This window comes from Kitasatospora sp. NPDC088264 (genome assembly GCF_040685715.1).
In the GTDB taxonomy this organism is placed as follows: domain Bacteria; phylum Actinomycetota; class Actinomycetes; order Streptomycetales; family Streptomycetaceae; genus Kitasatospora.
Genome location: NZ_JBFBIR010000007.1, coordinates 31,808 through 56,759, shown reverse-complemented (window position 1 = coordinate 56,759; position 24,952 = coordinate 31,808). Strand labels below are relative to the sequence as shown.

Annotated in this window: 24 protein-coding genes, 1 tRNA gene and 1 pseudogene; 14 read left to right on the top strand and 12 right to left on the bottom strand. The window is 74.1% G+C overall.

What is annotated here, in order from left to right; translation table 11 throughout:
- Positions 1-519, bottom strand: a pseudogene (locus tag AB0O82_RS08195) (hypothetical protein); the annotation flags it as partial.
- 152 nt (positions 520-671) lie between these two features.
- Between AB0O82_RS08195 and AB0O82_RS08190 the strand changes: the two are divergent.
- Entirely contained in the window at positions 672-1,529 is an 858-nt protein-coding gene (locus tag AB0O82_RS08190; protein ID WP_363581391.1) for a TIGR02452 family protein, read from the top strand.
- Positions 1,530-1,608: 79 nt separating this feature from the next.
- On the opposite strand, the gene AB0O82_RS08185 is transcribed toward AB0O82_RS08190, so the two are convergent.
- A complete protein-coding gene (locus AB0O82_RS08185; protein WP_063348325.1) occupies positions 1,609-1,944 on the bottom strand; it encodes a hypothetical protein in 336 nt (111 codons plus the stop codon).
- 113 nt (positions 1,945-2,057) lie between these two features.
- On the opposite strand from AB0O82_RS08185, the gene AB0O82_RS08180 reads away from it, so the two are divergent.
- On the top strand, positions 2,058-2,594 hold the full coding sequence (locus tag AB0O82_RS08180) for an RICIN domain-containing protein (protein WP_363581622.1): 537 nt from the start codon (positions 2,058-2,060) through the stop codon (positions 2,592-2,594).
- 17 nt (positions 2,595-2,611) lie between these two features.
- Here AB0O82_RS08180 and AB0O82_RS08175 read toward each other — a convergent pair whose 3' ends face one another.
- Complete coding sequence (locus AB0O82_RS08175) at positions 2,612-3,307, bottom strand: tyrosine-protein phosphatase (RefSeq protein WP_363581389.1); 696 nt, start codon at positions 3,305-3,307, stop codon at positions 2,612-2,614.
- 55 nt (positions 3,308-3,362) lie between these two features.
- Positions 3,363-4,127, bottom strand: coding sequence for an SDR family oxidoreductase (locus tag AB0O82_RS08170; RefSeq protein WP_363581387.1), 765 nt, complete (start codon positions 4,125-4,127; stop codon positions 3,363-3,365).
- A gap of 163 nt (positions 4,128-4,290) precedes the next feature.
- Here AB0O82_RS08170 and AB0O82_RS08165 point away from each other — a divergent pair, with 163 nt between their 5' ends.
- Together AB0O82_RS08165 and AB0O82_RS08160 are read left to right on the top strand one after the other, a co-directional pair.
- Positions 4,291-5,064, top strand: coding sequence for a nucleotidyltransferase domain-containing protein (locus AB0O82_RS08165; protein ID WP_363581385.1), 774 nt, complete (start codon positions 4,291-4,293; stop codon positions 5,062-5,064).
- A gap of 37 nt (positions 5,065-5,101) precedes the next feature.
- A tRNA-Lys gene (locus tag AB0O82_RS08160) sits at positions 5,102-5,174 on the top strand.
- 129 nt (positions 5,175-5,303) lie between these two features.
- On the opposite strand, the gene AB0O82_RS08155 is transcribed toward AB0O82_RS08160, so the two are convergent.
- Positions 5,304-6,386, bottom strand: coding sequence for an acyl-CoA desaturase (locus AB0O82_RS08155; RefSeq protein ID WP_363581383.1), 1,083 nt, complete (start codon positions 6,384-6,386; stop codon positions 5,304-5,306).
- Between the two features lie 465 nt (positions 6,387-6,851).
- On the opposite strand from AB0O82_RS08155, the gene AB0O82_RS08150 reads away from it, so the two are divergent.
- The 8 genes from AB0O82_RS08150 (at position 6,852) to AB0O82_RS08115 (ending at position 16,435) form a co-directional block, all read left to right on the top strand.
- Positions 6,852-8,600: an LCP family protein gene (locus AB0O82_RS08150; protein ID WP_363581381.1), complete on the top strand. Its 1,749-nt coding sequence runs from the start codon at positions 6,852-6,854 to the stop codon at positions 8,598-8,600.
- A 199-nt stretch (positions 8,601-8,799) separates the two neighbouring features.
- Positions 8,800-9,249: an SRPBCC domain-containing protein gene (locus AB0O82_RS08145; protein ID WP_363581379.1), complete on the top strand. Its 450-nt coding sequence runs from the start codon at positions 8,800-8,802 to the stop codon at positions 9,247-9,249.
- A gap of 237 nt (positions 9,250-9,486) precedes the next feature.
- Entirely contained in the window at positions 9,487-10,287 is an 801-nt protein-coding gene (locus tag AB0O82_RS08140) for a VOC family protein (protein ID WP_363581377.1), read from the top strand.
- A gap of 179 nt (positions 10,288-10,466) precedes the next feature.
- Positions 10,467-11,213: a beta-phosphoglucomutase family hydrolase gene (locus AB0O82_RS08135; RefSeq protein WP_363581375.1), complete on the top strand. Its 747-nt coding sequence runs from the start codon at positions 10,467-10,469 to the stop codon at positions 11,211-11,213.
- 22 nt (positions 11,214-11,235) lie between these two features.
- Positions 11,236-13,641 (top strand): glycosyl hydrolase family 65 protein, encoded by a 2,406-nt coding sequence (locus AB0O82_RS08130; RefSeq protein ID WP_363581373.1) that lies wholly within the window; start codon positions 11,236-11,238, stop codon positions 13,639-13,641.
- Between the two features lie 114 nt (positions 13,642-13,755).
- The gene (locus AB0O82_RS08125; RefSeq protein ID WP_363581371.1) at positions 13,756-15,489 is read left to right on the top strand and encodes a pyruvate dehydrogenase; all 1,734 of its coding nucleotides are present in this window, start codon (positions 13,756-13,758) and stop codon (positions 15,487-15,489) included.
- Between the two features lie 83 nt (positions 15,490-15,572).
- Positions 15,573-16,205, top strand: a complete 633-nt coding sequence (locus AB0O82_RS08120; protein WP_363581369.1) for an XRE family transcriptional regulator — start codon at positions 15,573-15,575, stop codon at positions 16,203-16,205.
- 32 nt (positions 16,206-16,237) lie between these two features.
- Positions 16,238-16,435: a DUF6126 family protein gene (locus AB0O82_RS08115; RefSeq protein WP_363581367.1), complete on the top strand. Its 198-nt coding sequence runs from the start codon at positions 16,238-16,240 to the stop codon at positions 16,433-16,435.
- 22 nt (positions 16,436-16,457) lie between these two features.
- Here the strand turns inward: AB0O82_RS08115 and AB0O82_RS08110 are convergent, their stop codons facing one another.
- The 3 genes from AB0O82_RS08110 to AB0O82_RS08100 form a co-directional block, all read right to left on the bottom strand.
- Positions 16,458-17,885, bottom strand: coding sequence for a PLP-dependent aminotransferase family protein (locus AB0O82_RS08110; protein ID WP_363581365.1), 1,428 nt, complete (start codon positions 17,883-17,885; stop codon positions 16,458-16,460).
- A gap of 51 nt (positions 17,886-17,936) precedes the next feature.
- The gene (locus tag AB0O82_RS08105; RefSeq protein WP_363581363.1) at positions 17,937-18,857 is read right to left on the bottom strand and encodes an undecaprenyl-diphosphate phosphatase; all 921 of its coding nucleotides are present in this window, start codon (positions 18,855-18,857) and stop codon (positions 17,937-17,939) included.
- A gap of 136 nt (positions 18,858-18,993) precedes the next feature.
- The gene (locus AB0O82_RS08100) at positions 18,994-19,806 is read right to left on the bottom strand and encodes an NRDE family protein (protein ID WP_363581361.1); all 813 of its coding nucleotides are present in this window, start codon (positions 19,804-19,806) and stop codon (positions 18,994-18,996) included.
- 242 nt (positions 19,807-20,048) lie between these two features.
- Here AB0O82_RS08100 and AB0O82_RS08095 point away from each other — a divergent pair, with 242 nt between their 5' ends.
- Complete coding sequence (locus AB0O82_RS08095; protein ID WP_363581359.1) at positions 20,049-20,534, top strand: carboxymuconolactone decarboxylase family protein; 486 nt, start codon at positions 20,049-20,051, stop codon at positions 20,532-20,534.
- 20 nt (positions 20,535-20,554) lie between these two features.
- Positions 20,555-21,370: an isocitrate lyase/phosphoenolpyruvate mutase family protein gene (locus tag AB0O82_RS08090; protein WP_363581357.1), complete on the top strand. Its 816-nt coding sequence runs from the start codon at positions 20,555-20,557 to the stop codon at positions 21,368-21,370.
- 166 nt (positions 21,371-21,536) lie between these two features.
- Here the strand turns inward: AB0O82_RS08090 and AB0O82_RS08085 are convergent, their stop codons facing one another.
- From AB0O82_RS08085 to AB0O82_RS08070, 4 genes are read right to left on the bottom strand one after another with little or no spacing between them, the layout of a single operon-like run.
- A complete protein-coding gene (locus AB0O82_RS08085) occupies positions 21,537-21,794 on the bottom strand; it encodes a hypothetical protein (RefSeq protein WP_350880538.1) in 258 nt (85 codons plus the stop codon).
- A gap of 43 nt (positions 21,795-21,837) precedes the next feature.
- Positions 21,838-22,944: a cytochrome P450 gene (locus AB0O82_RS08080; protein ID WP_363581355.1), complete on the bottom strand. Its 1,107-nt coding sequence runs from the start codon at positions 22,942-22,944 to the stop codon at positions 21,838-21,840.
- Positions 22,908-24,356: a cytochrome P450 gene (locus tag AB0O82_RS08075; RefSeq protein WP_363581353.1), complete on the bottom strand. Its 1,449-nt coding sequence runs from the start codon at positions 24,354-24,356 to the stop codon at positions 22,908-22,910. Before AB0O82_RS08075 ends, AB0O82_RS08080 begins: the two co-directional genes overlap by 37 nt.
- Complete coding sequence (locus AB0O82_RS08070) at positions 24,353-24,943, bottom strand: ATP/GTP-binding protein (RefSeq protein ID WP_363581620.1); 591 nt, start codon at positions 24,941-24,943, stop codon at positions 24,353-24,355. The genes AB0O82_RS08075 and AB0O82_RS08070 overlap by 4 nt, the downstream gene beginning before the upstream one ends.
- Between the last annotated feature and the right edge of the window lie 9 nt (positions 24,944-24,952).

Genomic DNA, 24,952 nt, shown 5'->3' with positions numbered 1-24,952 from the left:
CGTTCCGGTGGCTTCAACCGTGACCGTGACGACCGCGGTGGCCGTTCCTTCGGTGACCGCGACGACCGCGGCGCCCGCTCGGGCGGTTTCAACCGTGACCGTGACGACCGTGGTGGCCGTTCCTTCGGTGACCGTCCGGCCCGCACCGGTGGTGGCTTCGACCGCGACCGTTCCGGTGGCTTCAACCGTGACCGCGACGACCGCGGCGGCCGTTCCTTCGGCGACCGCCCGGCCCGCACCTTCGGTGACCGCCCGTCCTTCGGCCGGGACCGCGACGAGCGCGCCGGCAGCAACAACCGTCCGTTCGCGCGTCGTGACGACCACCGCTCCGGCGGCCGTCCGCAGGCCTCCGGTGGTGGCTTCGGCCGTGACCGTGACGACCGTGGCGGCGCCCGCTCGGGTGGCTTCGACCGCGACCGTTCCGGTGGCTTCAACCGCGACGACCGCAAGCCGCGCTGGAAGAACTGACGCCGTACGGCCGGTGGTTGACCACCGGTAGCTGAACACCTGAACACACACGACGGGCCCGCTCCATGCACTGGAGCGGGCCCGTCGCGTTCCCCCGATGCCCCCGGTACCTCCCCCGGTACCCCTCGCGCCCCCGAGGCGTTGTTCTGCAGCTGAGAATAACCTGTGGCGCGGCCCGGCGGAAGTCCCGTAGCGTCCCGGACATGAGCAGCAGACTGCACGACGTGGCCCGGGTGAACGAGGAGATCGCCGAGCGGGGGAGCTACCGGGCGGCCGGTGGCGAACTCGTCACGGTGGGGGAGCAGTTGGCGGCTGCCAGGGCCGGCACGGTGTCGTACGCGCCGCCGGCGCTGGACGCGCTGCTGAGGGGCGGGGCCCCGGGGCCCGGGCCGGGTGGGCCCGTCGGGGCGGTGGAGGTGACGGCCGAAGGCAGCATCGAGGCCGCCCGGCGCCTGGTCGAGGGCGGGGCGGGCCCGGTCGGGGTGCTCAACTTCGCCTCCGCGCGCAACCCAGGCGGCGGCTACCTGCGCGGCGCCCGCGCCCAGGAGGAGGACCTGTGCCGCAGCGCGCTGCTCTACACCTGCCTGCTGGAGGCGCCGGACTACTACGAGGCGCACCGCGCCTCCACCGACCTCCGGTACAGCCACCGGGTGATCGTCTCGCCCGACGTACCGGTGATCCGCGGCCGGGGCGGGGACCTGCTGGCGCGGCCGTACCCGGTCACCTTCCTGACCTCGCCCGCGCCCAACGCGGGCCAGCTGGAACGGCGCTCGGCCGACGTGGACGTCCGGGGCGTGCTCGCCGAGCGGGCCGTCCGGGTGCTCGCGGCGGCGGCCCGGCACGAGGTCCGCACGCTGGTGCTCGGGGCCTGGGGCTGCGGGGTGTTCCGCAACGACCCGGCCCAGGTCGCCGAGGCCTTCGAGGGCGCGCTCTCCCGGTACGGGGCGGCCTTCGAACAGGTGGTGTTCGCGGTCTGGGACCGCTCACCGGTCTCGGCGAACCGGGCCGCGTTCGAGGCGCGGTTCGGCGGGGCGGCGCAGCCCGGCGCGGCGGTGCGCTGAGGCCGCCGCCGGGTGTCGCCGCCGGGTGTCGCTGCCGAGGCCGGTGAGCGGGCCGGCGCGCGGCTCGCGCCGGGTGCTGCTACCGCTTGCGGGCGGCCAGCGCCGTCGCGGCCGTCGAGGCCGCCGCGACCACACCGGTGACGGCGAAGACCGACGGCCAGGCGCCGATCTTCTTCGCCAGCGGATGCGAGCCGCCGAACGCCGCCACGTACAGACCGGTCAGCGCCGCCGCGGTGGCCGCGCCCGAGCTGCGGTGCCACTGCGCGGCCGCCCCGGCACCGGCCACCGCCAGCACGGCGCCGCCCAGTTCGCGCCGGCCGCTCCAGCGGGCGACGCCGTAACCGCCCACCAGGCCGCTCGCCGCGGTCAGCGCGGCGGGCGCGGCGGCCGAGAGCACGTTGGGGACCTTCGCCATCGTCGACTCCACTCGTAGAGGTTGTCCTGACTTCCTGTTCCGGCTTCCGACCATAGCCCGCCCGCCCCGCGCGCCGGTCCGGGCCTCCAGCCTCCAGCAGGCCGCCGTCTTCCCTGCCGTCTTCCCTGCCGTCCGCTCCGCCGTCCGCTCCGCCGTCCTCGACTCCGAGGCCTGTCGGCCCCCGGTGGCAGACTGCGAGCGTGACTGACACCGCGATCACCGACGGCCGCTACCGGATCCGCAACGTCGACAGCGGCCTGCTGCTCGAAGTCGCCGACGGCAGCCGGCGCAGCGGCGCCCGCGTCCGCGAGGGCGCGGACGACGGTTCCGACGCCCAGCTCTGGCAGCTCACCGCCGTCCACCCGGGCGGCGCCCTCTGCCACCTGGAGAACGCCGCCAGCGGCAAGCGCCTCGACGTCACCGGCGCCTCCACCGACGACGGCGTCCCCATCCAGCAGTGGTCCGCCAACGCCTTCGGCGCCCAGGAATGGCTCCTCGAAGCCCACGTGGACGCCCCCGGCACCTACACCATCACCAGCTTCATCAGCGGCAAGCCCCTCACCGCCGCCGCACCCCCCGACCCCACCGTCCACCAGTGGGAGGACACCGACTCGCCCGCCCAGTGGTGGCGCTTCGAACGCCAGGAGTAGGTGCGTCCCCGGGCCGGTCAGGCCGACAGGTTGGCGCGCAGGGCGGTCAGTTCCTCGTCGGTGACGCCGTGGGCGCGGAGGTAGGCGGGGACGGAGGAGTGCTGGGTGTGGATCCAGCCCAGGGCGGAGGCGAGGAGTTCGGCGGTGACGGGGCGGGAGACGCGTTCGGTGCCGGTCTCGTCGACGTAGGGGGTGGGGCCCCGGTCGAGGCCGAGGCCGACGTTGGAGAGCAGGAAGTCGGCGGTGACGTCGGCCTCCGAGGCGCCGAGCAGGGACTGCAGGACGGCGATGGTCAGGCCGGTGCGGTCCTTGCCGACGGCGCAGTGCACGAGGGCGGGCAGCGCGCCGGGGGCGGCGAGGCGGCGGACGACGGCGGCGAGGGACGGGCCGGCGGTCCGGGCCATGAAGGGGTAGAGCGCCGCCTGGTCCTCGGGCCAGGGCTGGTCGATGTCCTCACGGTTGGCGGGCAGGGTCGGGAGGTTGAGGGCCTCGTGGTCGAGGCCGTGCCGCAGGTCGGGCCAGACCTCCAGCTCGACCGGACTGCGCAGGTCGAGGACGGTGCGCAGGCCGAGGGCCTTGAGGCGCCGGGCGCCCTCTTCGGTGAGGGTGTGGAAGGAGCCGGAACGGTAGAGCACGCCCCGCCGCAGGGCGCCGATCCCGCCCGCGTCACGGAAGTTGCGCACACCGGGGATGTCGATGAAGGCATCGGTCATGGCCCCACGGTACGGGCGGGGGGCGGGCCGGCGGAAGGAAACCGGAGGGAACCTTTCAGCGCCCGCCGGAGACGTCCAGGAAGGCGTTGGTGGTGTACGAGGCGGCGGGGGAGAGCAGGAAGAGGATCGCCTCGGCGACCTCCTCCGCCCGTCCGCCGCGCCGCATCGGCAGTCCGGGGGCGACCCGGTCGACCCGGCCGGGCTCGCCGCCGAGGGCGTGGATGTCGGTGTGGATCAGGCCGGGGCGGACGGCGTTGACCCGGATCCCCTCGGCGGCGACCTCCAGGGCGAGGCCGCGGGTCATCGAGTCGACGGCGCCCTTGGCGGCCGCGTAGTCGACGTACTCGTTGGGCGAGCCGAGCCGCGAGGCGGCCGAGGACACGTTGACGATGGCACCGCCGCGGCCGCCGTGCCGGGTGGACATCCGGCGCACGGCCTGGGCCGCGCACAGGAACGGGCCGGTGATGTTGGCGGCCCAGATCCGGTTCAGCCGGTCCTCGTCGATGTCCTCCAGCCGGCACTGCTTCTCCAGCGTGCCGGCGTTGTTCACCAGGCCGGTGAGCAGCCCGAGTTCGGCGTCCACGGTGGTGAACAGCCGCTCCACCTCGGCGGTGCGGGTGACGTCGGCCCGGACGGCGAGCGCGGTGCCGCCCTCGGCCCGGACGGCGTCCACCACGGCGGTGGCCGAGGCCTCGTCCGTGCGGTAGTTGACGCAGACCCGGTAGCCGCGCCGGGCGGCGAGCAGGGCGGTGGCGGCGCCGATGCCGCGGCCGGCGCCGGTGACGATCAGGACGCCGTCGTCGGAGGTGGTGGTCGACATGCTCGGTACGCTACCCGGCGGACCGGCCGGGGCGGGCCCCGGAGCGGAAATCGTTCGCCCGGCGCGGCCCGGACCGGCGAGGATGCGGTAGCGGCGCCGCCACCGCAGCCCTGCCGGCTGCCAGGTCGTGAGGCGTCGAGAGAGTCGAGAGAGGAGACCGGCGATGTCCGACGAACCCGCACCCGCACCCGCACCCGCACCCGTCGTCCCCGGCACCGTCCTGCTCGCCGGGGTGGTCGGCTCCACCGCGTACGGCTTCGCCCACGCCGGCTCCGACGTCGACCGGCTCGGCCTGTACGCCGCCCCCACCGAGGAACTGCACGGCCTGCACCGCCCGGCCGAGTCGCACGTCACCACCGGGCCCGACGTCACCCTGCACGAGGCGGCCAAGTGGTGCCGCCTGGCGCTGTCCTGCAATCCGACCGCCTCCGAGCTCGTCTGGCTGCCGGACGACCTGTACGAGATCCGCACTCCGCTCGGTGCCGAACTGGTCGAGATCCGCTCGAGCTTCCTCAGTGAATCGGGCGTCCGGAAGGCCTATCTCGGTTACGCAGAGCAGCAGTTCCGCAAACTGCTGACCCGCGACACGACCGACCCGGCCACCCGCCGCCGGGCCGCCAAGCACGCCCGGCATCTGGTCCGGCTGGTCGAACAGGCCGTCCGGCTGCACGAGACCGGCCACAACCTGGTCCGCCTCACCGACCCCGGACACGTCCGCGACCTCGGCGAACGCATCGCCGACCGCCCCGCCGTCGCCGAATCCCTGCTCGCCGACGCCGCCGACCGCCTCGCCCGCCCCGGCGTCCTCCCCGCCGCCCCCGACCCGCGCCCCGCCGAATCCTGGCTCCGCCGCGTCCGTGCCGCCCACTACGCTCCGCCCCCCGCCCCCGGCGCGCCCGCGCAATCCACTGGCGGAGCCCTGCGCCCCACCGGGTAGGATCACGGTGGCCCTCCCCAACCGGGACGAGGGCCGCGGGCCACTAGCTCAATTGGCAGAGCTGCGGACTTTTAATCCGTAGGTTCAGGGTTCGAGCCCCTGGTGGCCCACCGAACTGAGGCCAGGTCAGACACCCTCTGACCTGGCCTTTTGCATGTCCGCCGCCGGTGAACGCACTGCGGCACCCCGGCTGGTCGAGTAGCCGGGGTGCCGCGGTGCGGTGTGGGTCGTGGGGCGGATCAGGCCGCGGCGCGGATCGGGGCGCCGGTCTGGTGGAGGTGGGTGAGGATCTCGCGGTACGAGCGGAAGAGGCCGGTCTCGTAGTAGGTGATCTCCTTCTCGGCGCAGAAGTCGCGGGTGAGGACGGCGGCGCGGCGCAGGGCCGGGGTGGGCATGCTGGGGAAGAGGTGGTGCTCGACCTGGTAGTTGAGGCCGCCCATCAGGGCGTCGATGAAGTAGCCGCCGCGGACGTTGCGGGAGGTGAGGACCTGGCGGCGGAGGAAGTCGAGCCGCATGCCGGGCGTCACCATCAGCATGCCCTTGTGGTTGGGGGCGAAGACGCAGCCCAAGTAGACGCCGAGCAGGGCCTGGTGGACGGCGAGGAAGGCGAAGGCCTTGCCGACCGGGAGGGCGGCGAAGACCAGCCCGAGGTAGGCGGCGAAGTGGGCGACCAGCAGGAAGCCCTCCAGGTAGGGGCGCTTCATGATCGGGCTGCGCAGCGCGCGGAAGCTGTTGTAGCTGAGGTTGAGGCCTTCGAGCAGGAGCAGCGGGAAGAAGAGGAACGCCTGGCGGCGGCCGATGAAGCGGGCGATTCCGCTGGCCCTCCTGGCCTGGTCCTGGGACCAGACGACGAGGTCGGGGGAGACGTCCGGGTCCCGCTCCTCGTGGTTGGGGTTGGCGTGGTGGCGGGTGTGCTTGTTCATCCACCAGCCGTAGCTCATGCCCATCAGGAGGTTGGCGACGATGCGGCCGCCGATCTCGCCGGCGCGGCGCCCGGTGAACACCTGACGGTGCGCCAGGTCATGTGCCATTAATCCCAGTTGGGCGAAGACGATGGACATGGCGGCGGCCAGTCCGAGCTGGAGCCAGGTGTCGCCGAGGGCGAACATGGCCCACCAGCCGCCGAGGAACGCGGCGAGGACGAGGCCCGCGCGGACGGTGTAGTAGACCGGGCGTCGGTCGAGCAGGCCCTCGGCGGTGATCCGGCGGCTCAGTTGGGCGAAGTCGCTCCCGCCGGTTCCGGGCGGGGCAGTGTCCGGTGGTCCGGCGGGCGGCTGCGGCCGGGTTTTCGCGGTCGGCGTCCCCGCGGTGTCGGTGGTCATGGTGCTGAGTCTGGTCTAGCGAACGGGCCTTGAGAAACGGGGGCATCCCCCTGGGGTGGGGTGAGGAAAACCCCCGGACCGTCCTGGGTGGCTGCGGACGTGCGGCGCGTGGTGCCTGATGGTGCCGCAGGGGCGGGGAGAGGTGGCGTAGGTCACGTCGTAATCGGCTGGTTTCGGGCGTTCTGTGGCGAGCTTGCGCCGTGGTGGCCGGGGTTGGTGGTGGACCGGAGGTCGGTGATCGCGTCGGGCCTAAATATGATCGGAAGCCACGTTCATCGGTTTGTACCGATGTTCGTATGTGCAACCTGGGAACGGTCCCGACCGTCTCCCTGTGTGCGGTGCGCCAGATCGTCCGGGGCGTCGCTTCCGTCGGTGAAAGGTACGCGCATGTCAGGTCAGTGGGGCGAGGGCCCGGCTCGGGGCGAGAACGCACCCGGCGCGCTCACGACGGGGAGCGATGGGTCCGTGCCTCCGCCGCGTACCGGGGGCCGGGCGGAGGCCCGGCGCGCCGCCCAGGGCAAGGGCGGTGGCCGCGGTGGCAAGGACGGCGGCAAGGACGCGGGCAAGGACGGCGGTCGGGGCGCGGGCAAGGACGGCGGCAGGCCGGAGGCGGCGGCCGGCGGCGGCCGGGCGGCGGCGCGCAACAGCCGCAAGCCCAAGAAGAACGTGAAGAAGATCGTCGCCTGGTCGGCGGCCGGCGTGCTGGTGCTGATCGCGGGCGCCGGCGGGGCGATCTACTTCAAGCTGAACGCCAACATCAAGTCCTTCGACGGCGACGCGATAGCAACCGACCGCCCGCCGGAGGCGCAGGCCGACGCGGACGGCAACAAGCCGGTCAACGTGCTGCTGATCGGCTCGGACAGCCGCGGCAGCAACAACTCCGACCTCGGCGGCGGTAGCGCGGACGGCGGCGCCCGCTCGGACACCACGATCCTGCTGCACGTCTACGCCGACCACAAGCACGCCGTGGGCATCTCGATCCCGCGCAACGCGAAGGTCCCGATCCCGCCCTGCAAACTGCCCAACGGCAAGTGGACCAAGGGGTCGTCCAGCGACCTGTTCAACGCGGCCTTCTCGGTCGGCGGCAGCGACGGCGGCAACCCGGCCTGCGCCCAGAACACGGTGGAGAAGCTCACCGGGATCCGGGTCGACCACACCATCGTGGTCGACTTCAACGGCTTCTCCGCGATGACCAAGGCCGTGAACGGCGTCGACGTCTGCCTGCCGAAGGCCATCTACGAGGGCGACGTCAACCCCAACCTGCACAGGAAGGGCGACCTCGTCCTGCCGCAGGGCAAGCAGACCGTGCAGGGCCAGCAGGCGCTGGACTACGTGCGGCTGCGGCACGGCATCGGCGACGGCTCCGACATCGGCCGGATGAAGCGCCAGCAGGCCTTCCTCAGCTCGCTCGCGAGCAAGGTCAAGAAGGACGGGCTGAGCCCCACCAACCTGCTGCCGCTGGCCGACGCCGCGACCAAGTCGCTGGTGGTCGACCCGGGGCTGGCCTCCGCGGACAAGCTGCTCTCCTTCGGGCTGTCGCTCAAGAACATCGACATGCACGACCTCAAGTTCGTGACGGCGCCCTGGCGTTACCGCACCCAGGACAAGGACCTCGACCTGGTCCAGCCGGACGCCAACAAGCTCTGGGAGACCCTCAAGGCCGACCAGACCATCGACGGGCAGAACGCCACCGGCCAGCAGCCGGACGCCGCCGCCAGCCCGAGCGCACCGGCCGCGCCGCAGTCGGCCGCGCCCAGCGCGCCCGCCGCGCCGGTCGCGGACGTCGGCAACTCGTCGATCAAGGTGGCGGTCTACAACGGGACGACCGAGAACGGCCTGGCCGGCAAGGCGACCGCGCAGCTGAAGGCCGCCAAGTTCGCCGCCACCACGGCGGGCCAGGCGGCGAGCACCAAGTACAAGACCACCATGATCGAGTACGGCTCCGGGCAGAAGGCGAACGCCGACAAGGTCGCTGCGCTGTTCCCGGGCGCCAGCGTCGAGGCCGGCAACTCGGCGGGCGTGACCCTGATCGTCGGCAAGGACTTCTCCGCGGCCAACGGCGGCGGGCCCACCGGCCCGGCCACCGGGACGGGCGGCGCGGCCGCGAACGGCACCCCGGCGCCCCCGGCGCCGCTGCCCACCACCGTCACCAACGACGCCCGCTCGGCGGACGACGACATCTGCGCGAACACCTCCTACGGCAGCGGCGGCTGACCGCACCCGAGCCGTGGGGGCGAGCCCCGGGCCGGCGCCGTCCAGGGCGCGCGGGCCCGGGGGTCGTGCCATGGTGGCCGGAGAAACCGGGGGGCGCCCGGCACGGGCGACCTGAGGGACGGGGGCCCGACGCACCGGACCCAGGCACACCGGACCCGGCCCACGGACAAGGGGGGCGCGCACCGAAAGGCGGACCCCCATGCCCGAGATCGCCCTCCAGTTCGACATCGCCGCACCCCGGGCCGTCGTCCTCGCCGCGCTCAACACGCACGGCGGGCTGACCAGCTGGTGGACCACCGGCGTGGACCGGGAGGGCGACGTCCTGCTGTTCGACTTCCCCGGCGTCCCCGAGCCGTTCCGGCTGCGCCGCGAGCGGGCCGACCTGGACCGGGTGGTGTGGGCCAACGCCGGGGCCTTCCCGCCGCACTGGGCCGGCACCTGGATCAGCTGGGACCTCGCCGACCAGCCCGACGAGCCCGGCCGCACCCGGTTGCTGTTCCGGCACGGCGGCTGGCAGCCGGGCAGCGAGGACGGCGTCCCGCTGGTCGCCGGCACCTGGGCCGAACTGCTGGTCCGGCTCAAGGACTACGTGCAGAGCGGCAAGGTGCAGCCGTACTTCGTCACGGCCCAGCGGCACGACGCCGCGTGAACGGCCCCCGCGACGGCGTGAGCGCCACGATGCCGCGTGAACGGCCCGCCGGCGGCTGAACGGGCCCCGGGCCCGTCCGATCGCCCGCCAGGGCGCCGTCCGGTGGCGGGATCGCGGCGCCGGGCCGATGGTGGGCGGTGTACCCGCCGTTCGCGCCGACGGCCGGCACCGGCAGCCCGGCACCGGGCGGCCGGGACCCGCCCGCCCCGACGACCACTGCCTTCGGGAGGCCCAGCAATGCCCGTAGTCACCGCTCCGTACAAGCCCGGCACCCCGTGCTGGATCGACCTGATGGCGAGCGACCAGCAGGCCGCGCTCGACTTCTACCGCGACCTGTTCGGCTGGCAGGGCGAGGTCGGCCCGGCCGAGTTCGGCGGCTACGCCGTGTGCATGCTCAACGACCGACCGGTCGCCGGGATCATGGCGCGGTCCGCGCCCGAGGGCCAGCCGCTGCCGCCCGTCGCCTGGACCACCTACCTGGCCTCGGACGACGCCGACGTGAGCGGGGCCGCCATCGCCGAGCACGGCGGCACGATCCTCTACCCGGCGATGGACGTCGGCGTGATCGGCCGGATGCTGGTCGCCGCCGACCCGACCGGCGCGGTGTTCGGCGTCTGGCAGGCGATGGACTTCATCGGCGCGGGCGTGGTCAACGAGCCCGGCGCACTGGTCTGGAACGAGCTCAACACCGCCGACACCGAAGCGGCCGGCCGCTTCTACCTCCCGGCGCTCGGGCTGCGCCCGGCGACCATCCAGGGCATGGAGGGGTACTTCTCGCTCAACGCCGGCGACCGTACGGTGGGCGGCATGCAGCCGATCCCCGGGTACCTGGGGGCGGGCACGCCCTCGCACTGGATGGCCTACTTCTCGGTGGACGACACCGACTCCACCGTGGACGCCCTGGTCAAGGCGGGCGGCTCGGTGATCCAGCCGCCGTTCGACATGCAGTCCGGCCGGATGGCGGTCGTCCAGGACCCGCAGGGCGCGGTGTTCGCGGTGGCGGAGGCCGCCGAGGCGCAGATGCCCGACTCGCCGTAACAGCGCCGGGCACCCCTCGCCGTGACAGTGCCGGGCACCCACGAACCCACCTGGCCACCCACGAACCCACCTGGCCACCCACGAGCACCCGGGCACCCGGGCAACCGGAAGCCGCCCTTCCCGCGACGCGCCGCCGGGAAATGGGCGGCTTCCCCGCGTTCCCGGGTAAGACTGCACCCATGCTGGGGCTACCGGACGACATCCGCGCTTTCCTCTTCGACCTCGACGGGGTCCTCACCCAGACCGCCAAGGTGCACGCCGCGGCCTGGAAGGACACCTTCGACTCCTTCCTGCGCGCCGAAGCCGCCCGCACCGGCGGGCAGTTCGTCCCCTTCGACGCCGTCACCGACTACGACACCTACGTGGACGGCCGCCCGAGACTGGACGGCACCCGGGCGTTCCTGCGCAGCCGGGGCGTCGACCTGCCCGAGGGCACCGACGCCGATCCGCCCAACACCCGTACCGTGCACGGGATCAGCCGGGCCAAGAACGACACCGTCCTGCGGTTGATCCGCGAGCAGGGCGTCCAGCCGTACGACGGCTCGGTCGCGTACGTGCACCGGCTGCGCGCGCTCGGGCTGCCCAGCGCCGTGGTGTCCTCCAGCGCCAACTGCCGGGACGTGCTGCGGGCGGCGGGCATCGAGGGGCTGTTCGACGTGATCGTGGACGGCGTCGTCGCCCAGCGCGAGGGCCTGCCAGGCAAACCCGCCCCCGACACCTACCTGTACGCCGCCCGCACACTGGGCGTCGAGCCCGCGCACGCCGCCGTCTTCGAGGACGCGCTCGCCGGGGTGGCCTCCGGCCGGGCGGGCGGCTTCGGGGCCGTGGTCGGGGTCAACCGCACCGGGCAGGCCGCCGAACTGCGCCGGGACGGCGCGACCGTGGTCGTCGACGACCTCGCCGAACTGCTGGAGGAGCGGGCATGAGTGAGCGGAGCGAGGCAGTCGCATGAGTGGCTTGGACAACTTCTCCGTCGACCCCTGGCTGATCGCCGAGCAGGGCCTGGACCTGACCGCGATGGCCCGCGCCGAGTCGCTGTTCGCGCTCTCCAACGGCCACATCGGCCTGCGCGCCAACCTGGACGAGGGCGAGCCGCACGGCCTCCCCGGCACCTACCTGAACGGTGTCTTCGAGCTCCGCCCGCTGCCGTACGGCGAGGGCGGCTACGGCTACCCGGAGTCCAGCCAGAGCGTCATCAACGTGACCAACGGCAAGATCATCCGGCTGCTGGTCGACGACGAGCCCTTCGACCTGCGATACGGCGAACTCGTCCGCCACAAGCGCTGGTTGGACTTCCGGGAGGGGATACTGCACCGCGAGGCCGAGTGGACCTCCCCGGCCGGCCGGACCATCCGGGTGCGCTCCTCCCGGCTGGTCTCGCTCACCCAGCGCGCGATCGCCGCGGTCGACTACAGCGTCGAGGCGGTGGACGGACCGGTGCGGATCGTGCTCCAGTCCGAGCTGGTCGCCAACGAGCAGCTGCCCGGCGGCCCCGAGGGCGATCCTCGGGCCTCCGCCGTCCTGGAGGCGCCGCTGCAGCCCGAGGTGCACCACGCGAGCGACACCAAGGCCGTCCTGGTGCACCGCACCCGCTACAGCGCGATCCGGGTCGCCGCCGGGATGGACCACGTGATCGAGGGCCCGGAGGAGCTCGAAACCGTCGCCGAGGCCGAGGCCGACCACTGCCGGATCAGCGTCACCACCGTGCTCCGGCCCGGACAGCGGCTGCGGCTGGTCAAGTTGATGGCCTACGGCTGGTCGGGGACGCGCTCGCAGCCCGCCGTCCGGGACCAGGTGGAGGCCGCGCTGACCGCCGCCCGGTACACCGGCTGGGACGGTCTGGCCGCCGAACAGGCCGCCTACCTCAAGGAGTTCTGGGAGACCAGTGACGTCGAGATCGAAGGCGACGTCGAACTCCAGCAGGCCGTCCGGTTCGCCGTCTTCCACGTCCTCCAGGCCGGCGCCCGCAGCGAGGAGCGGGCCATCCCCGCCAAGGGGTTGACCGGCCCAGGCTACGACGGGCACAGCTTCTGGGACACCGAGACCTTCGTCCTCCCGGTGCTCACCTACTGCCTGCCCGGGGCCGTCAACCAGGCCCTGCGCTGGCGGCACACCACGCTGCCGCTGGCCCGCGAACGGGCCGCCCAACTCGGCCTGGCCGGAGCGGTGTTCCCCTGGCGGACCATCCGCGGCGAGGAGTGCTCCGGGTACTGGCCGGCCGGTACCGCCGCCTTCCACATCGGCGCCGACATCGCCGCCGCCGTCGCCCGCTACGTCCGGGCCACCGGGGACGCCGAGTTCGAGCGCGCGTACGGGCTCGAACTGCTGGTGGAGACCGCCCGGATGTGGCGCTCGCTCGGCCACCACGACGTCTCGGGGAAGTTCCGCATCGAAGGCGTCACCGGCCCGGACGAGTACAGCGCCGTCGCCGACAACAACGTGTTCACCAACCTGATGGCGCAGACGAACCTGCGCGCCGCCGCCGAGGCCGCCGCCCGCCACCCGCACGAGGCCGCCGAACTCGGCGTCGACACCGAGGAGACCGCCGCCTGGCGGGACGCCGCGGCCGCGATGTACATCCCGTACGACGAGGACCTCGGCGTGCACCCGCAGGCCGACGGCTTCACCCACCACCAGGTCTGGGACTTCGAGCACACCCCGCCCGAGAAGTACCCGCTGCTGCTGCACTACCCGTACTTCGACCTGTACCGCAAGCAGGTGGTCAAGCAGGCCGACCTGGTGCTCGCCATGCAGGTCCGCGGTGACGCGTTCACCGACGAGCAGAAGGTCCGCAACTTCGCCTACTACGAGCGGCTCACCGTCCGCGACTCCTCGCTCTCCGCGTGCACCCAGGCGGTGATCGCCGCCGAGGTCGGCCAGCTCGACCTCGCGTACGACTACACGGCCGAGGCGGCGCTGATGGACCTGCACGACCTCGGCGGCAACACCCGCGACGGCCTGCACATGGCCTCGCTCGCGGGTGCCTGCATCGCCCTGGTGGCGGGCTTCGGGGGGCTGCGCGACCACAGCGAGTCGCTGTCCTTCCGGCCCCGGCTGCCGGGCGGGCTGATGAGGCTCGGGTTCTCGCTGATGGTCCGCGGGCAGTTGCTGGGCGTCCAGATCACCCACGAGGGGACGACGTACGCGCTGCGCCGCGGCGAGCTGCTGCACCTGTGGCACGACGGCGAGCCGGTGCAGGTGAAGGCCGGGGAGCCGGTCACCCTGCCGACCACCGCGCCGCCGGCCCAGGAGCGGTGCGGCCAGCCGCCCGGCCGCGAGCCCGCCCGGCGGCAGGCGCAGGCGGGCCTGGTCAGCGGCAAGCTCGGGCAGCAGGACCACTTGGCGGCGGAGTAGCCGCGCCGACCGGTCGTTCACCTGTTCGGGCCCGCTCCGGGTGCGGGGCGGGCCCGGCCGTCGGAGGGTGCAGGTGTCCTGCGGCAGTCGGCGGCCGGTGATTGGAGAGCACCCGTGGCGAGCGTGGCCGAACAGATGGTGGAGGTGCTCCGGCAGGCCGGGGTCGAGCGGGTCTACGGCGTGGTCGGAGACAGCCTCAACCCGGTCGTGGACGCGATCCGGCGGACCGACGGCATCAGCTGGGTGCACGTGCGCAACGAGGAGGCGGGCGCCTTCGCGGCGGCCGCCGAGGCCGAGCTCAGCGGTCGGCTCGCGGTCTGCGCAGGCTCCTGCGGGCCCGGCAACACCCACCTCGTCCAGGGCCTGTACGACGCCCAGCGCAGCGGCCTGCCGGTGCTGGCGCTCGCCTCGCACATCCCGTCCGGGCAGATCGGCACCGGCTTCTTCCAGGAGACCCACCCCGAGCGGGTGTTCACCGACTGCAGCACCTGGTGCGAGATGCTCTCCACCCCCGCGCAGCTGCCCCGGCTGATGCGGATCGCCATCCAGCACGCGCTCGGCTCGCACGGCGTCTCGGTGCTGGCCTTCCCCGGGGACGTCGCCGCGCTCCCCGCCGCCGGACCCACCGGGACCAGCCACTTCCTCACCGAGCAGGCCGTCGCCGCGCCGCCGTGGTCCCAGGTGCAGGAGCTGGCCCGGCTGCTCAACGCGGCCCGCAAGGTCGCCCTGTTCTGCGGCGCGGGGGTGCGCGGGGCGCACGGCGAGGTGATGGAGGCGGCCCGGGCCCTGAACGCGCCGGTCGGGCACTCCCTGCGCGGCAAGGAGTGGATCCAGTACGACAATCCGTACGACGTCGGCATGAGCGGCCTGCTCGGCTACGGCGCCTGCCACGAGGCGCTGCACTCCGCCGACCTGGTGCTGCTGCTCGGCACCGACTTCCCGTACGACTCCTTCCTGCCGCAGGCGCACACCGTCCAGGTCGACCACGACGCCACCCGGCTGGGCCGCCGCACCGCGCTCGAACTGGCCGTCCACGGCGATGTCGCCGCCACCCTGCGGGCCGTCCTGCCGCTGTTGGACGCCAAGCGCGACCGCGCCTTCCTCGACGAGATGCTGCGCAAGCACTGCCGCTCGCTGGAGGACGTGGTCGGCGCCTACACCCGGGACATCGAGAAGCACCTGCCGATCCACCCCGAGTACGTCGCCTCGGTGCTCGACGAGGTGGCCGCCGACGACGCGGTGTTCACTGTGGACACCGGCATGAACAACGTCTGGGCCGCCCGCTACCTCCAGCCGAACGGCCGCCGCCGGGTGATCGGCTCCTTCCTGCACGGCTCGATGGCCAACGCCCTGCCGCACGCCATCGGCGCCCAACTGGCCTGCCCCGGGCGGCAGGTGATCGCGATGGCCGGCGACGGCGGGATCGGCATGCTGCTCGGTGAACTGCTGACGGTGGCCAAGCACCGGCTGCCGGTGAAGACCGTCGTCTTCAACAACGGGGCGCTCGGCATGATCAAGCTGGAGATGCTGGTCTCGGGCTACCCGGAGTACGAGATCGACAACGGGGACGTCGACTACGCGGGGATCGCGCGGGCGACGGGCATCCCGGCCAAGCGGGTCACCGAGCCGGCGAGGGTCCGGGAGGTGCTGGCGGAGGCGCTGGAACGGCCCGGCCCCGCCCTGGTGGACGTGGTCACCGACCCCAACGCGCTGTCCATCCCGCCGTACATCACGGCGGCGCAGCTGAAGGGCTTCGCGCTGGCGGCCGGGCGGACGGTGCTCTCCGGCGGGGTCGGGCGCATGATCGACCTGGCCCGCAGCAACCTGCGCAACATCCCGCGGCCCTAGCCGAGAACGGGGATCCGATCCGGGCCTCTTGCCTCTGAGGCAAAAATCTTGCCCGAGCGGCACGGCGGGTGTCCACTGGTCACATGACCACCAGCCCGACCGGGGACGCCGCCCCGGGAGACCGGCTCGACGACCAGGAAGTGGCCGGCCTCGCCGCCCGCCTCCGGGAACACCGGCTCAGCAGCCGCCTGACCCTCGAAGTGGCCTCCGCCCGGGTCGGGCTCTCCCCAGCCTATCTGTCCCGGCTGGAGACCGGCCGCCGCCAGCCCTCCCTCCCCGTCCTGCTCGGCCTCGCCCGCGCCTACGGCACCTCCGTCTCCGGCCTGCTCGGCGAGACCATGGCCGAACCCGACCCGGTCGTGCGCGGCGGCGCCATCGAACCCGGCCGCGCCGGGGGCTGGGGCTACCGCCGGGCCGGCGCCCCCGGCCGGGCGATGCAGGCGCTGCGCGTCCACGTGCCCCCGGGCGTGCAGGACACGGTGGTCCGGGTCCACCCCGGCGAGGAGTGGCTGTACGTCCTGCAGGGCCGGCTCAAGCTGACCCTCGGCGACCGCGTCCACCGCCTCGACGTCGGCGACTCCGCCCACTTCGACTCGCTCACCCCGCACTGCATCGCCGCCGACGCACCGGACGGCGTCGAACTGCTCTTCGTCCACACCCTGCTGCAGAGCCCCGGCGGCGAACTCTGCCTCGGCGGCCCCGCGGCAACCCACTGACCCAACGTCAGAACCCTTGGAGGAGATCCCTCATGGCCGATCCCACCAGCCCCGAGAAGGCCGCCGCGGCCACCGCCCCGGCCGCTCCGACCCCCGCCCCGCTGACCGTCGACGCCGGCATCTCGGCCAACCGCCGGGTCGGGATCCGCCTGGTGATCTACACCGCCGGCATCCACGCCTTCGCCGGCTTCATCATGCTGCTGTTCGAACTGGGCAACCGCAACAAGTAGTTCACCGGGGTGGTCGCGGCCCTCACCGCTCGCGCAGCAGTTCGCAGAGGGCGTCCAGCGCGGCCGGGAAGGCGTGCTCGGGCGGGGACGCGTAGCCGATCACCAGAGCGGGAGCGGCGTCCGGGGCGGCGGCCGACCGGTCGGCGAGGTGCCAGGACAGCCCTTCGAGGGCCAGGCCGGCGGCCTCGGCCCGGGCCAGCAGCTCAGCCTCGGACGCGGAACCGGGCGGCAGTTGGAGAACGGCGTGCAGCCCGGCGGCGATCCCGGTGACCCGCACGCGCGGGGCGTGCTCGGCGAGCGCGGCGACCAGCCGGTCCCGCCGGCGCCGGTAGTGCAGCCGGCAGCGGCGGACGTGCCGGTCGTACGTCCCGGAGGTGATCAGCTCGGCGAGGGTCAGCTGGTCGAGCACCGGGGACATCGTGTCGGCCAGCGTCTTCAACCGGGCCACCGGCTCGACCAGCGCGTCGGGCAGGGCCAGCCAGGCCAGCCGCAGGCCCGGCGCGAGGCTCTTGGCGGCCGTCCCGGCGTACACCACCCGCTCCGGGTCGAGCGCCTGCATCGCGCCGACCGGCTGCCGGTCGTAGCGGAACTCGCCGTCGTAGTCGTCCTCGACGACGTACCCGTCCCGCTCGCGCGCCCAGCGCACCGCGGCGGCCCGCCGGTCGGCGGCCAGCGGCGCACCGGTGGGGAACTGGTGCGCGGGGGTGAGCAGGACGGCCCCGCACCGGCCGTCCAGCCGCTCGACCCGGGCGCCCGCCCCGTCCAGCGGCACCGGGACGGTGGCCAGCCCCGCCGCCCGGGCGACGGCGTGCTGCGGCGGCAGCCCGTACTCCTCGACCGCGAGGGCGCGGTCCCCGCGCTCCCGCAGGGCGGCGCAGAGCAGGCCCAGGCCCTGGGAGACACCGGTGCAGATCAGCAGGTGGTCGGGGTCGGTGCGGACGCCGCGGACCCGCGCCAGGTAGTCGGTGAGCGCCCGTCGCAGCTCGATCCGGCCGAACGGGCTGCCGTAGCCGAAGGCCTCGTGCGGCGCGGTGGCGAGGGCCCGGCGGGCGGCGGCGAGCCAGGCGGTGCGGGGGAAGAGCGAGAGGTCGGGCCGCCCGGCCATCAGGTCGTGCCGGACGGCCCGCCGCCCCGCCGCGGGCCGGGCCACCCGCCGGCTCCGGCCGGGCGCGGCCCGCCGGGCGACGGTGGTGCCGGAGCCCTGCCGGGAGGTGAGCCAGCCCTCCGCGGTGAGCTGCCCGTACGCCTCGACCACGGTGTTCCGGGCGATCCCGAGGTCCTCGCCGAGGGCCCGCGAGGACGGCAGCCGGGTGCCGGGCACGAGCCGCCCGTCCTGGACGGCCTCGCGCAGCGCGTCCTCCAGAGCGGCCCGCAGCCCGGCCCCGGCGGCGCGCCGCTCGGTGAGGTCCAGGTGCAAGTCGCCGCCGAAGGAGGTCCAGGAGCTGCTCACGGGCCCGATTATCGCGCGGCCCGGCATCCTCGACCGCGAGTCGGTGGCGGATCAGACCGACAGGTAGACCGCGCTGCCGACGCCGGCGAGGAAGCAGTAGAGCGCGAACGGCGTCAGGCTGCGGGTCTCGAAGTACTTGGTGAGGAAGCGCACCGAGACGTAGCCGGCGACGAAGGCGGCGATGCTGCCGGCGACGACCGGGCCGAGGACGGCGGAGTTCTCCGGCTTGAACAGCTCCGGCACCTTCAGCACGGAGGCGGCCAGGATGACCGGGGTCGCGAGCAGGAAGGAGAAGCGGGCGGCGTCCTCGTGGTGCAGGCCGCGCAGGATGCCGGCGCTCATGGTGACACCGGAGCGGCTGATACCGGGGAAGAGCGCGAGGATCTGGGCGGCGCCGATCCAGGCGCCCTGGACGAAGCCGAGCCGGGCGAGGCGGTGGTCTGAGGCGATCGCCGGGTCGAGGCCCGGTTCCTCGGTGGGCGGGGCGGCGTGCCCGGCCCGCCGGCGGCCGGTGCCGCCGCGCTTGAGCCGTTCGGCACCGAGCAGCACCAGCCCGTTGAGGGCCAGGAAGACGGCGGCCGGGACGGGCTTGCCGAGCGCGTTGCGCAGCGCCTTCTCCAGGGCGAGGCCCGCCACCCCGACCGGGATGGTGGAGATGATCAGCAGCCAGGCGAGCTTCTCGTCCCGGCTCTCGACCCGGCGGCGGCGGATCGAGCTGAAGAAGCCGCCGATCACCCGGACCCAGTCCTTGCGGAAGAACACCACCAGCGCGAACGCGGTGGCCAGGTGCAGGCCGACCAGGACGGCGAGGTAGGAGGAGCCCTCGGCGGTCATGTCGAGGTCCCGCTGGATCTTCCCGCCGATCAGGGCGGGGAGCAGGATGCTGTGGCCCAGGCTGGAGACCGGGAAGAGTTCCGTCACACCCTGCAGCAGGCCGACGCCTATCGCTTCCGGGTAGGTCAGGGTGGACATCGCGCACCTTCGCTCGGGGGTCTGGATCCGGGGGAGCCCCGCGAAGCTACTACGGGCATGTAGACGCCCGGCAGCCCCGCCGCCAGAAGTTCATCGAGCGGACGTCTGGGCGCCACCGCCGCCGGTCAGCCGCCGGTCAGTCGCCGGACCGCGCCGCCGACCCGCCTCCGCCGAGCGGCACCCGCCGCCACGCCCCGCCGCCGGCGGGCACCGGCGCGGGGGCGAAGTCGTAGCGCGGCCCGTCCGGCCCGAGCGCGAGCAGCGAGATCGAGGAGGACCCCCAGATCCGCCCGTCGCCGAAGTCCCGCCGCTGGATCAGCGCCGCGTCGTCGTCCAGCGGCAGGCCGTCGCCCGCGACGATCGGCAGCCAGTCGCCCCAGGCCCGTTCGGCGGACCCGTCGCCGGTCGGCTCCGGCCGGGGCGCGGCGGCGAGGCGGGCCCGGAAGCGGTCGGCGCGGGCGGCCATCAGCGCGCGGATCCGCTCGGAGGCGGTCCGGTTGGCGGCCGCGCCCTCCAGCCCGTCGTTGAGCACCACGCTGAGGCCGACCGGCAGTTCGCGCTCCTCCAGCCGGCCGCCGCCCCAGCTGGCGACCCGGGCGCCGTCGGGCCGGACCAGGACGAGGTGGAACGGGTCGTACGGGGTGAGGTCGAGGTGGCCGATCCCGCCGTCCCGGACGGCGGTGAGCGGCAGTTCGCCACGGGAGAGCCGGGTGTCGGTGGGGGCGAGCGGCCCGAAGCCGTTCAGTAGGCAGGCGGCGGTCCGCCGCCCGGGGTCGACGGCCAGCCAGGTGCCGCCGGCGGCGAGGTCGAGTCCGCCGACCAGGGCCGGCCGGTCCGGCCAGTGGTGGTCCGGCGGCAGCCAGTCGCGCCCGAGGTACTCGTCCCGGACGGAGAGGAGCAGCACCGGCACAGCCGCCCCCGGTTCGATGCTGACGAACGCCGTACACACGATCGCGGCCCCCTGACCTCGCCCGGCGGGGGCACGCGTGGTGGCGCCCCCGCGGTCGATCCTCGCACTCCCGTTCGCGCGCCGGGAGTGCGCGTCCGCGCCCGGAGGTTCCCCCGGGCCCTCCCTTTTCGGCCGCCGCCGTGCCACACTCGCCCCACGGCCGGGCGCACGCGAAGTGGCCCAGGATTCTGTGGTTCGAATGCACCAGGAAGCGGGTCCACCAGGTCCCTAGGCTGGCGGTCATGACGACGAACGAGCACCAGCCGACCGAAGCGCCCGTCCCGGCCCCCGCCCAGCGCCTCGCGCTGCACAGCCTGGCCCCCGACTTCTACCAGGCCATGATCGCGGTGGACCGCGCCGCCCGGAAGGGCATCGACCACACGCTCGCCGAGCTGGTCAAGGTGCACGCCTCGATGATCAACGGCTGCGCCTTCTGCATCGACATGCACAGCACCGACGCCCTGAAGGGCGGCGAGCAGGACCACCGGCTGCTCTCCCTCCCGGCCTGGCGCGAGACCCCCTGGTTCACCGCCCGGGAGCGGGCCGCGCTGGCCCTCACCGAGTCGGTCACCCTGCTGACCCAGGGACACGTCCCGGACGCGGTCTACGCCGAGGCCGCCGCCCGGTTCGACGAGACCGAGCTGGCCCAGTTGATCGCGCTGATCGTCACCATCAACGCCTGGAACCGGATCGGGGTGGCCTCCCGGCTCAGCCCGGCCGCCAAGTGAGGCCCGGGAACATGGCGGACATGACGGACATGGTGGACGTCCAGCAGGAGAAGGCCCGGCTGCTCCGGGAGCTGCACCGGCCGGGCGAGCCGCTGGTGCTCGCCAACGTGTGGGACGCGGCGAGCGCCCGTCTGGTCGCCGCCGCCGGAGCGCGGGCGGTGGCGACGGCCAGTGCGAGCGTCTCCTGGTCGCTCGGCAGCCGGGACGGCGGCGGCGCCGACCTCGAACAGGTCCTCGTACGGACGGCGCAGGTGGTCCGCGCGGTGGACCTGCCGGTCACCGCCGACCTGGAGAGCGGCTTCGCGCGGACCGCCGCCGGCGTCGGCGAGTCCGTCGCCGCGCTGCTGGCCACCGGCGCGGTCGGCGTCAACCTGGAGGACGAGGGCCGGCCGGCGGCCGAGGCCGCCGAGCGGATCGCGGCGGCCCGGGCGGCGGCGGACGCGGCGGGCGTGCCCGCTTTCGTCAACGCGCGCACCGACGTGTTCCTGCACGGGATCGGCGCGCCGGAGGGCCGGTTGGACGACGCGGTGCGCCGGCTGCGGGCCTACGTCGAGGCGGGTGCGGACGGCGTGTTCGTGCCCGGTGTCGCGGACCGGGAGACGATCGCCGCGCTGGCCGCGGCCGTCCCGGTGCCGCTGAACGTGCTGGCGGGGCCGGGCGCGCCGTCCGTCCCGGAGCTGGCGAAGCTGGGCGTGGCCCGGGTCAGCCTCGGCCCCGGGCTGGCCGAGGTGGCGTACGCGGCGGTGCGCCGGGCCGCCGCGGAGGTGTACGCGAGCGGCACCTACACCGCCCTGGAGGGCGGGCTGACCTACCAGGAGCTGAACGGCCTCTTCTGAGCGGGCTTCTCGCGGTCCGTCCGGCGCTGAGCGGACCGGCGGCGCTGGCCCGACCGGCGGCGCCGGGCGGGCCTGGCGGGCCCGCGCACGGCGAAGCCCCGGCTGCCGTCGACGGGGGTGGCGGCAACCGGGGCGGTGCCCGGCGGGCGTGGTCGGCCGATCCGGGTCAGCCGATCTGACCGCTGAGCCCCGGGTGGGTCATCTGGTTGGTGCCGACGGCCTCCACCTCCTGGGCGGCGTGGCCGACCACCGGCAGCTTGCCGGCGGCGTGGATGGCGAGGTCGGCCGGGGAGAGGTTGAGACCGTCGGTGAGGCCCCCGGTGGCGTCCGGGGAGCTCGCGGTCTGGGTGGTGGCGGACGCCGCCGGGGCGGCGAGCGCGAGGCCCGCCATGGTGAGGGCGGCCAGGGTGGCGAGTTTCTTCATGCACTGCCGAACGACCCGGGCCGCCTTCAGGTAACCGGACGGCTCAGACCGTCACCCGCAGGGTTCGCACGCTGTTGCTGATGAAGGAGCCGATCGGCTCCGGCGCGTCGCCCTCGGCGAGGGCCAGCCCGGGGAACCGCTCGAACAGGTGCCGCAGCGCGGTCTCGGCCTCCAGCCGGGCCAGCCCGGAACCGAGGCAGAAGTGCGGGCCGTGACCGAGCGACAGGTGCCGGTTGGGCCGGCGGGTGACGTCGAAGCGGTCGGCGTCCGGGTGGTGCCCGGCGTCGCGGCCGGCCGCCGCGTAGGAGGCGAGCAGCGCCTCGCCGCGCCGGATCACCACGTCACCGACCTCGATGTCCTCGGTCGCGTAGCGCAGCGGGAACTGGCCGACCGGCGAGTCGTAGCGCAGCGTCTCCTCGATGACCGCCGACCACGGCTGCTCGCCGGAGAGCACCAGCCGCAGCTGGTCGGGGTGGGCGAGCAGGGCCCGGACGGCGTTGGTGATCAGGTTGAGCGTGGTCTCGTGCCCGGCGACCAGCATCAGCAGCAGGGTGCCGACCAGCTCGGCTTCGCTGAGCCGGTCCCCGGCCTCGCGGGCGGCGATCAGGTCGGTGGTGAGGTCGTCGCCGGGCGCGGCCCGCTTGGCCGCCACCACGGAGCCCAGCAGCGCGTACAGGGCCTGCTGCGCGGCGGCGGCCGCCGCCGGGGTGGCCGAGCTGGAGACCAGGGTGTCGGAGAGCTCGTGCAGCCTGTCCTGCTCGTCCAGCGCCAGTCCGAGCAGTTCGCCGATCACCTGCATCGGCAGCGGGTAGGCGAAGTGCTCGCGCAGGTCGAACGCGCCGTCCAGCTCGGCGACCCGGTCGAGCAGCGAGACGGTGCGGGCCTCGATCGCGGGCGCCAGGTCGGCTATTCGGCGCGGGGTGAAGGCCTGGCTGACCAGGCCGCGCAGCCGTCGGTGGTCGTCGCCGTCGGCGGTGACCATGCCGGGCACGGTGACGAAGTTGAGCAGCGGCCAGCCCTGGGGCAGCCGGCCCTCCCGGAAGGTCGTCCACAGCTGGGCGTTCTTGCCCACCCGGTGGTCGGCGAGCAGCGCCTGGAGGGTGTCGTGGTGGGTTATCGCCCAGACCACCACCCCGCCAGGGAGCTCCACCAGGACCGCGGGGCCGGCCGCCCGGAGGCGGGCGTTCTCCTGGTGCTGGTCGCGTCCGAAGGGGTCGAGTCTGACGGGCTCGGGTCGGGGGTCGACGGCGGTGTCCATGCGGGCCTCTCGGGGGCTGGCGGGCGGGGCGGGGTGAAGGCGCTGTACAGCACCGGCAGGCCGAGCAGGGCCCGTGACCACGGGGACGGGCGCCATCCCAGGTCGCCGGACGGCACGGCGAGTTGGAGATCGGGCAGGCGGTGCAGCAGGGTCTCGACGGCGGTCTCGACGATGATCCGGGCCGGGTGCTGGGCCGGGCAGACGTGCCGTCCGGCGCCCCAGGCGAGGTGGGCCCGGTTGCCGCCGAGCGAGCCCTGGGCGGCGGAGGCGACGCCCTGGGCGGCCGGGTCGGCGTTGGCCGCGGCCAGGCCGAGGACGAGCATGTCGCCGGCGCTGATGTACTGGCCGCCGAGGACGGTGTCGCCGGTGGCCCAGCGGCCGGGGAAGTTCTGCGTCGGCGGGTCGCGCCAGAGCACCTCCTCCAGCGCGTCGGAGACGGTGAGCCGCCCGCCGGTGAGGGTGGCCCGGAACCGGCGGTCGGTGAGCAGCAGCCGCAGCGTGTTGCCGGTCCAGTTGATGCTGGTCTCGTTGCCCGCGACCAGCATCACCACCAGGTGGTGCACGGCCTCCTCGTCGGTGAGCGCGGCCGGGTGGGCGAGCAGCCAGGAGGTGAGGTCGGCGCTGGGGGCGGTGCGGCGCCGCCGGACCAGGTCGACCAGGATCGCCTGGAACTCGGCGTTGGCGCGCACCGACTTGGGGCCGCTGTCCACGAAGTGGCTGATCAGCTCGACCAGGTGGGGCCCGGCCTCGCGGGGCAGGCCGACCAGCTGGGTGAAGACCAGCAGCGGCAGCGGGCGGGCGTACTGGGCGATCAGGTCGGCGGTGCCGTCCGGGCCCCAGCTGTCGATGAGGTCGTTGGCGCAGGCCTCGGTGGTCTCGCGCAGCTGGCGGTGGTCGATCTGGGAGAGGGTGTCCGAGACGGCGGAGCGCAGCCGCTGGTGCTCGGCGCCGTCCAGGTTGAGCAGGGTGGGCCGCCAGGAGGTCATCGGCAGCAGCCGGGAGTCGGGGGACAGCCGGCCCTCGGCGGGCACCCGCCAGCGGCGCGAGTCCTTGGAGAACAGCGCCTCGTTGCGGGTGAGTTCGAGCAGTTCGGCGTAGCCGAGGACGAGCCAGGCCTCGACCCCGGGCTCCAGCTCGATCGGCGCGACCGGGCCGTAGCGCTGGCGCAGCCGGGCGTACAGGCCGTGCGGGTCCTCGGCGACGGCGTGGCCGTACAGCGGGGTCAGCGGGATGCCGGTGGGCAGGCTGCCGCCGTGCGGGACCGGGCAGCCGGGGGAGGCGGTGCCGGGTTCGGGCGCGGTCATCCCTGGAGCTCCAGGATCGAGCTGCGGTGCAGGTGGTCGACGAAGTCGATCAGCAGGTCGTAGGACTGCCGCCGGTCGCGGGCGTCGCAGTGCAGGATCGGTACCTCCGGCAGCAGGTCGAGGGCGGAGCGCAGCTCCTCCTCGGGGTAACTCGGCGTGTCCGAGAAGGTGTTGACCGCCACGGCGAACGGGATGCGCTGCTCCTCCAGGCGGCCGAGCACGTCGAAGCTCTCGTCCGGGCGGCGCAGGTCGACCATGGCGATGGCGCCGAGCGCGCCGCGTGACAGGTCGTCCCAGAGCGGCCAGAACCGCCGCTGCCCGGGCGTGCCGAACAGGTACAGCGCGAGCCGCGGGTTGAGCGTGATCCGGCCGAAGTCGAGCGCGACCGTGGTGGTGGTCTTGTCGCCGCGCCCGGTGAGGTCGTCGATGCCGCTGCTGGCGGCGGTCATCGTCTCCTCGGTGCGCAGCGGAGTGATCTCGCTGAGCGAGCCGACCAGCGTGGTCTTGCCGACCCCGAACGGGCCGGTGACCAGGATCTTCACCGCGCCCTGGACCGAGGACGGCAGGTACCGCGGCTCGGCGGGCAGGTCGGCGGT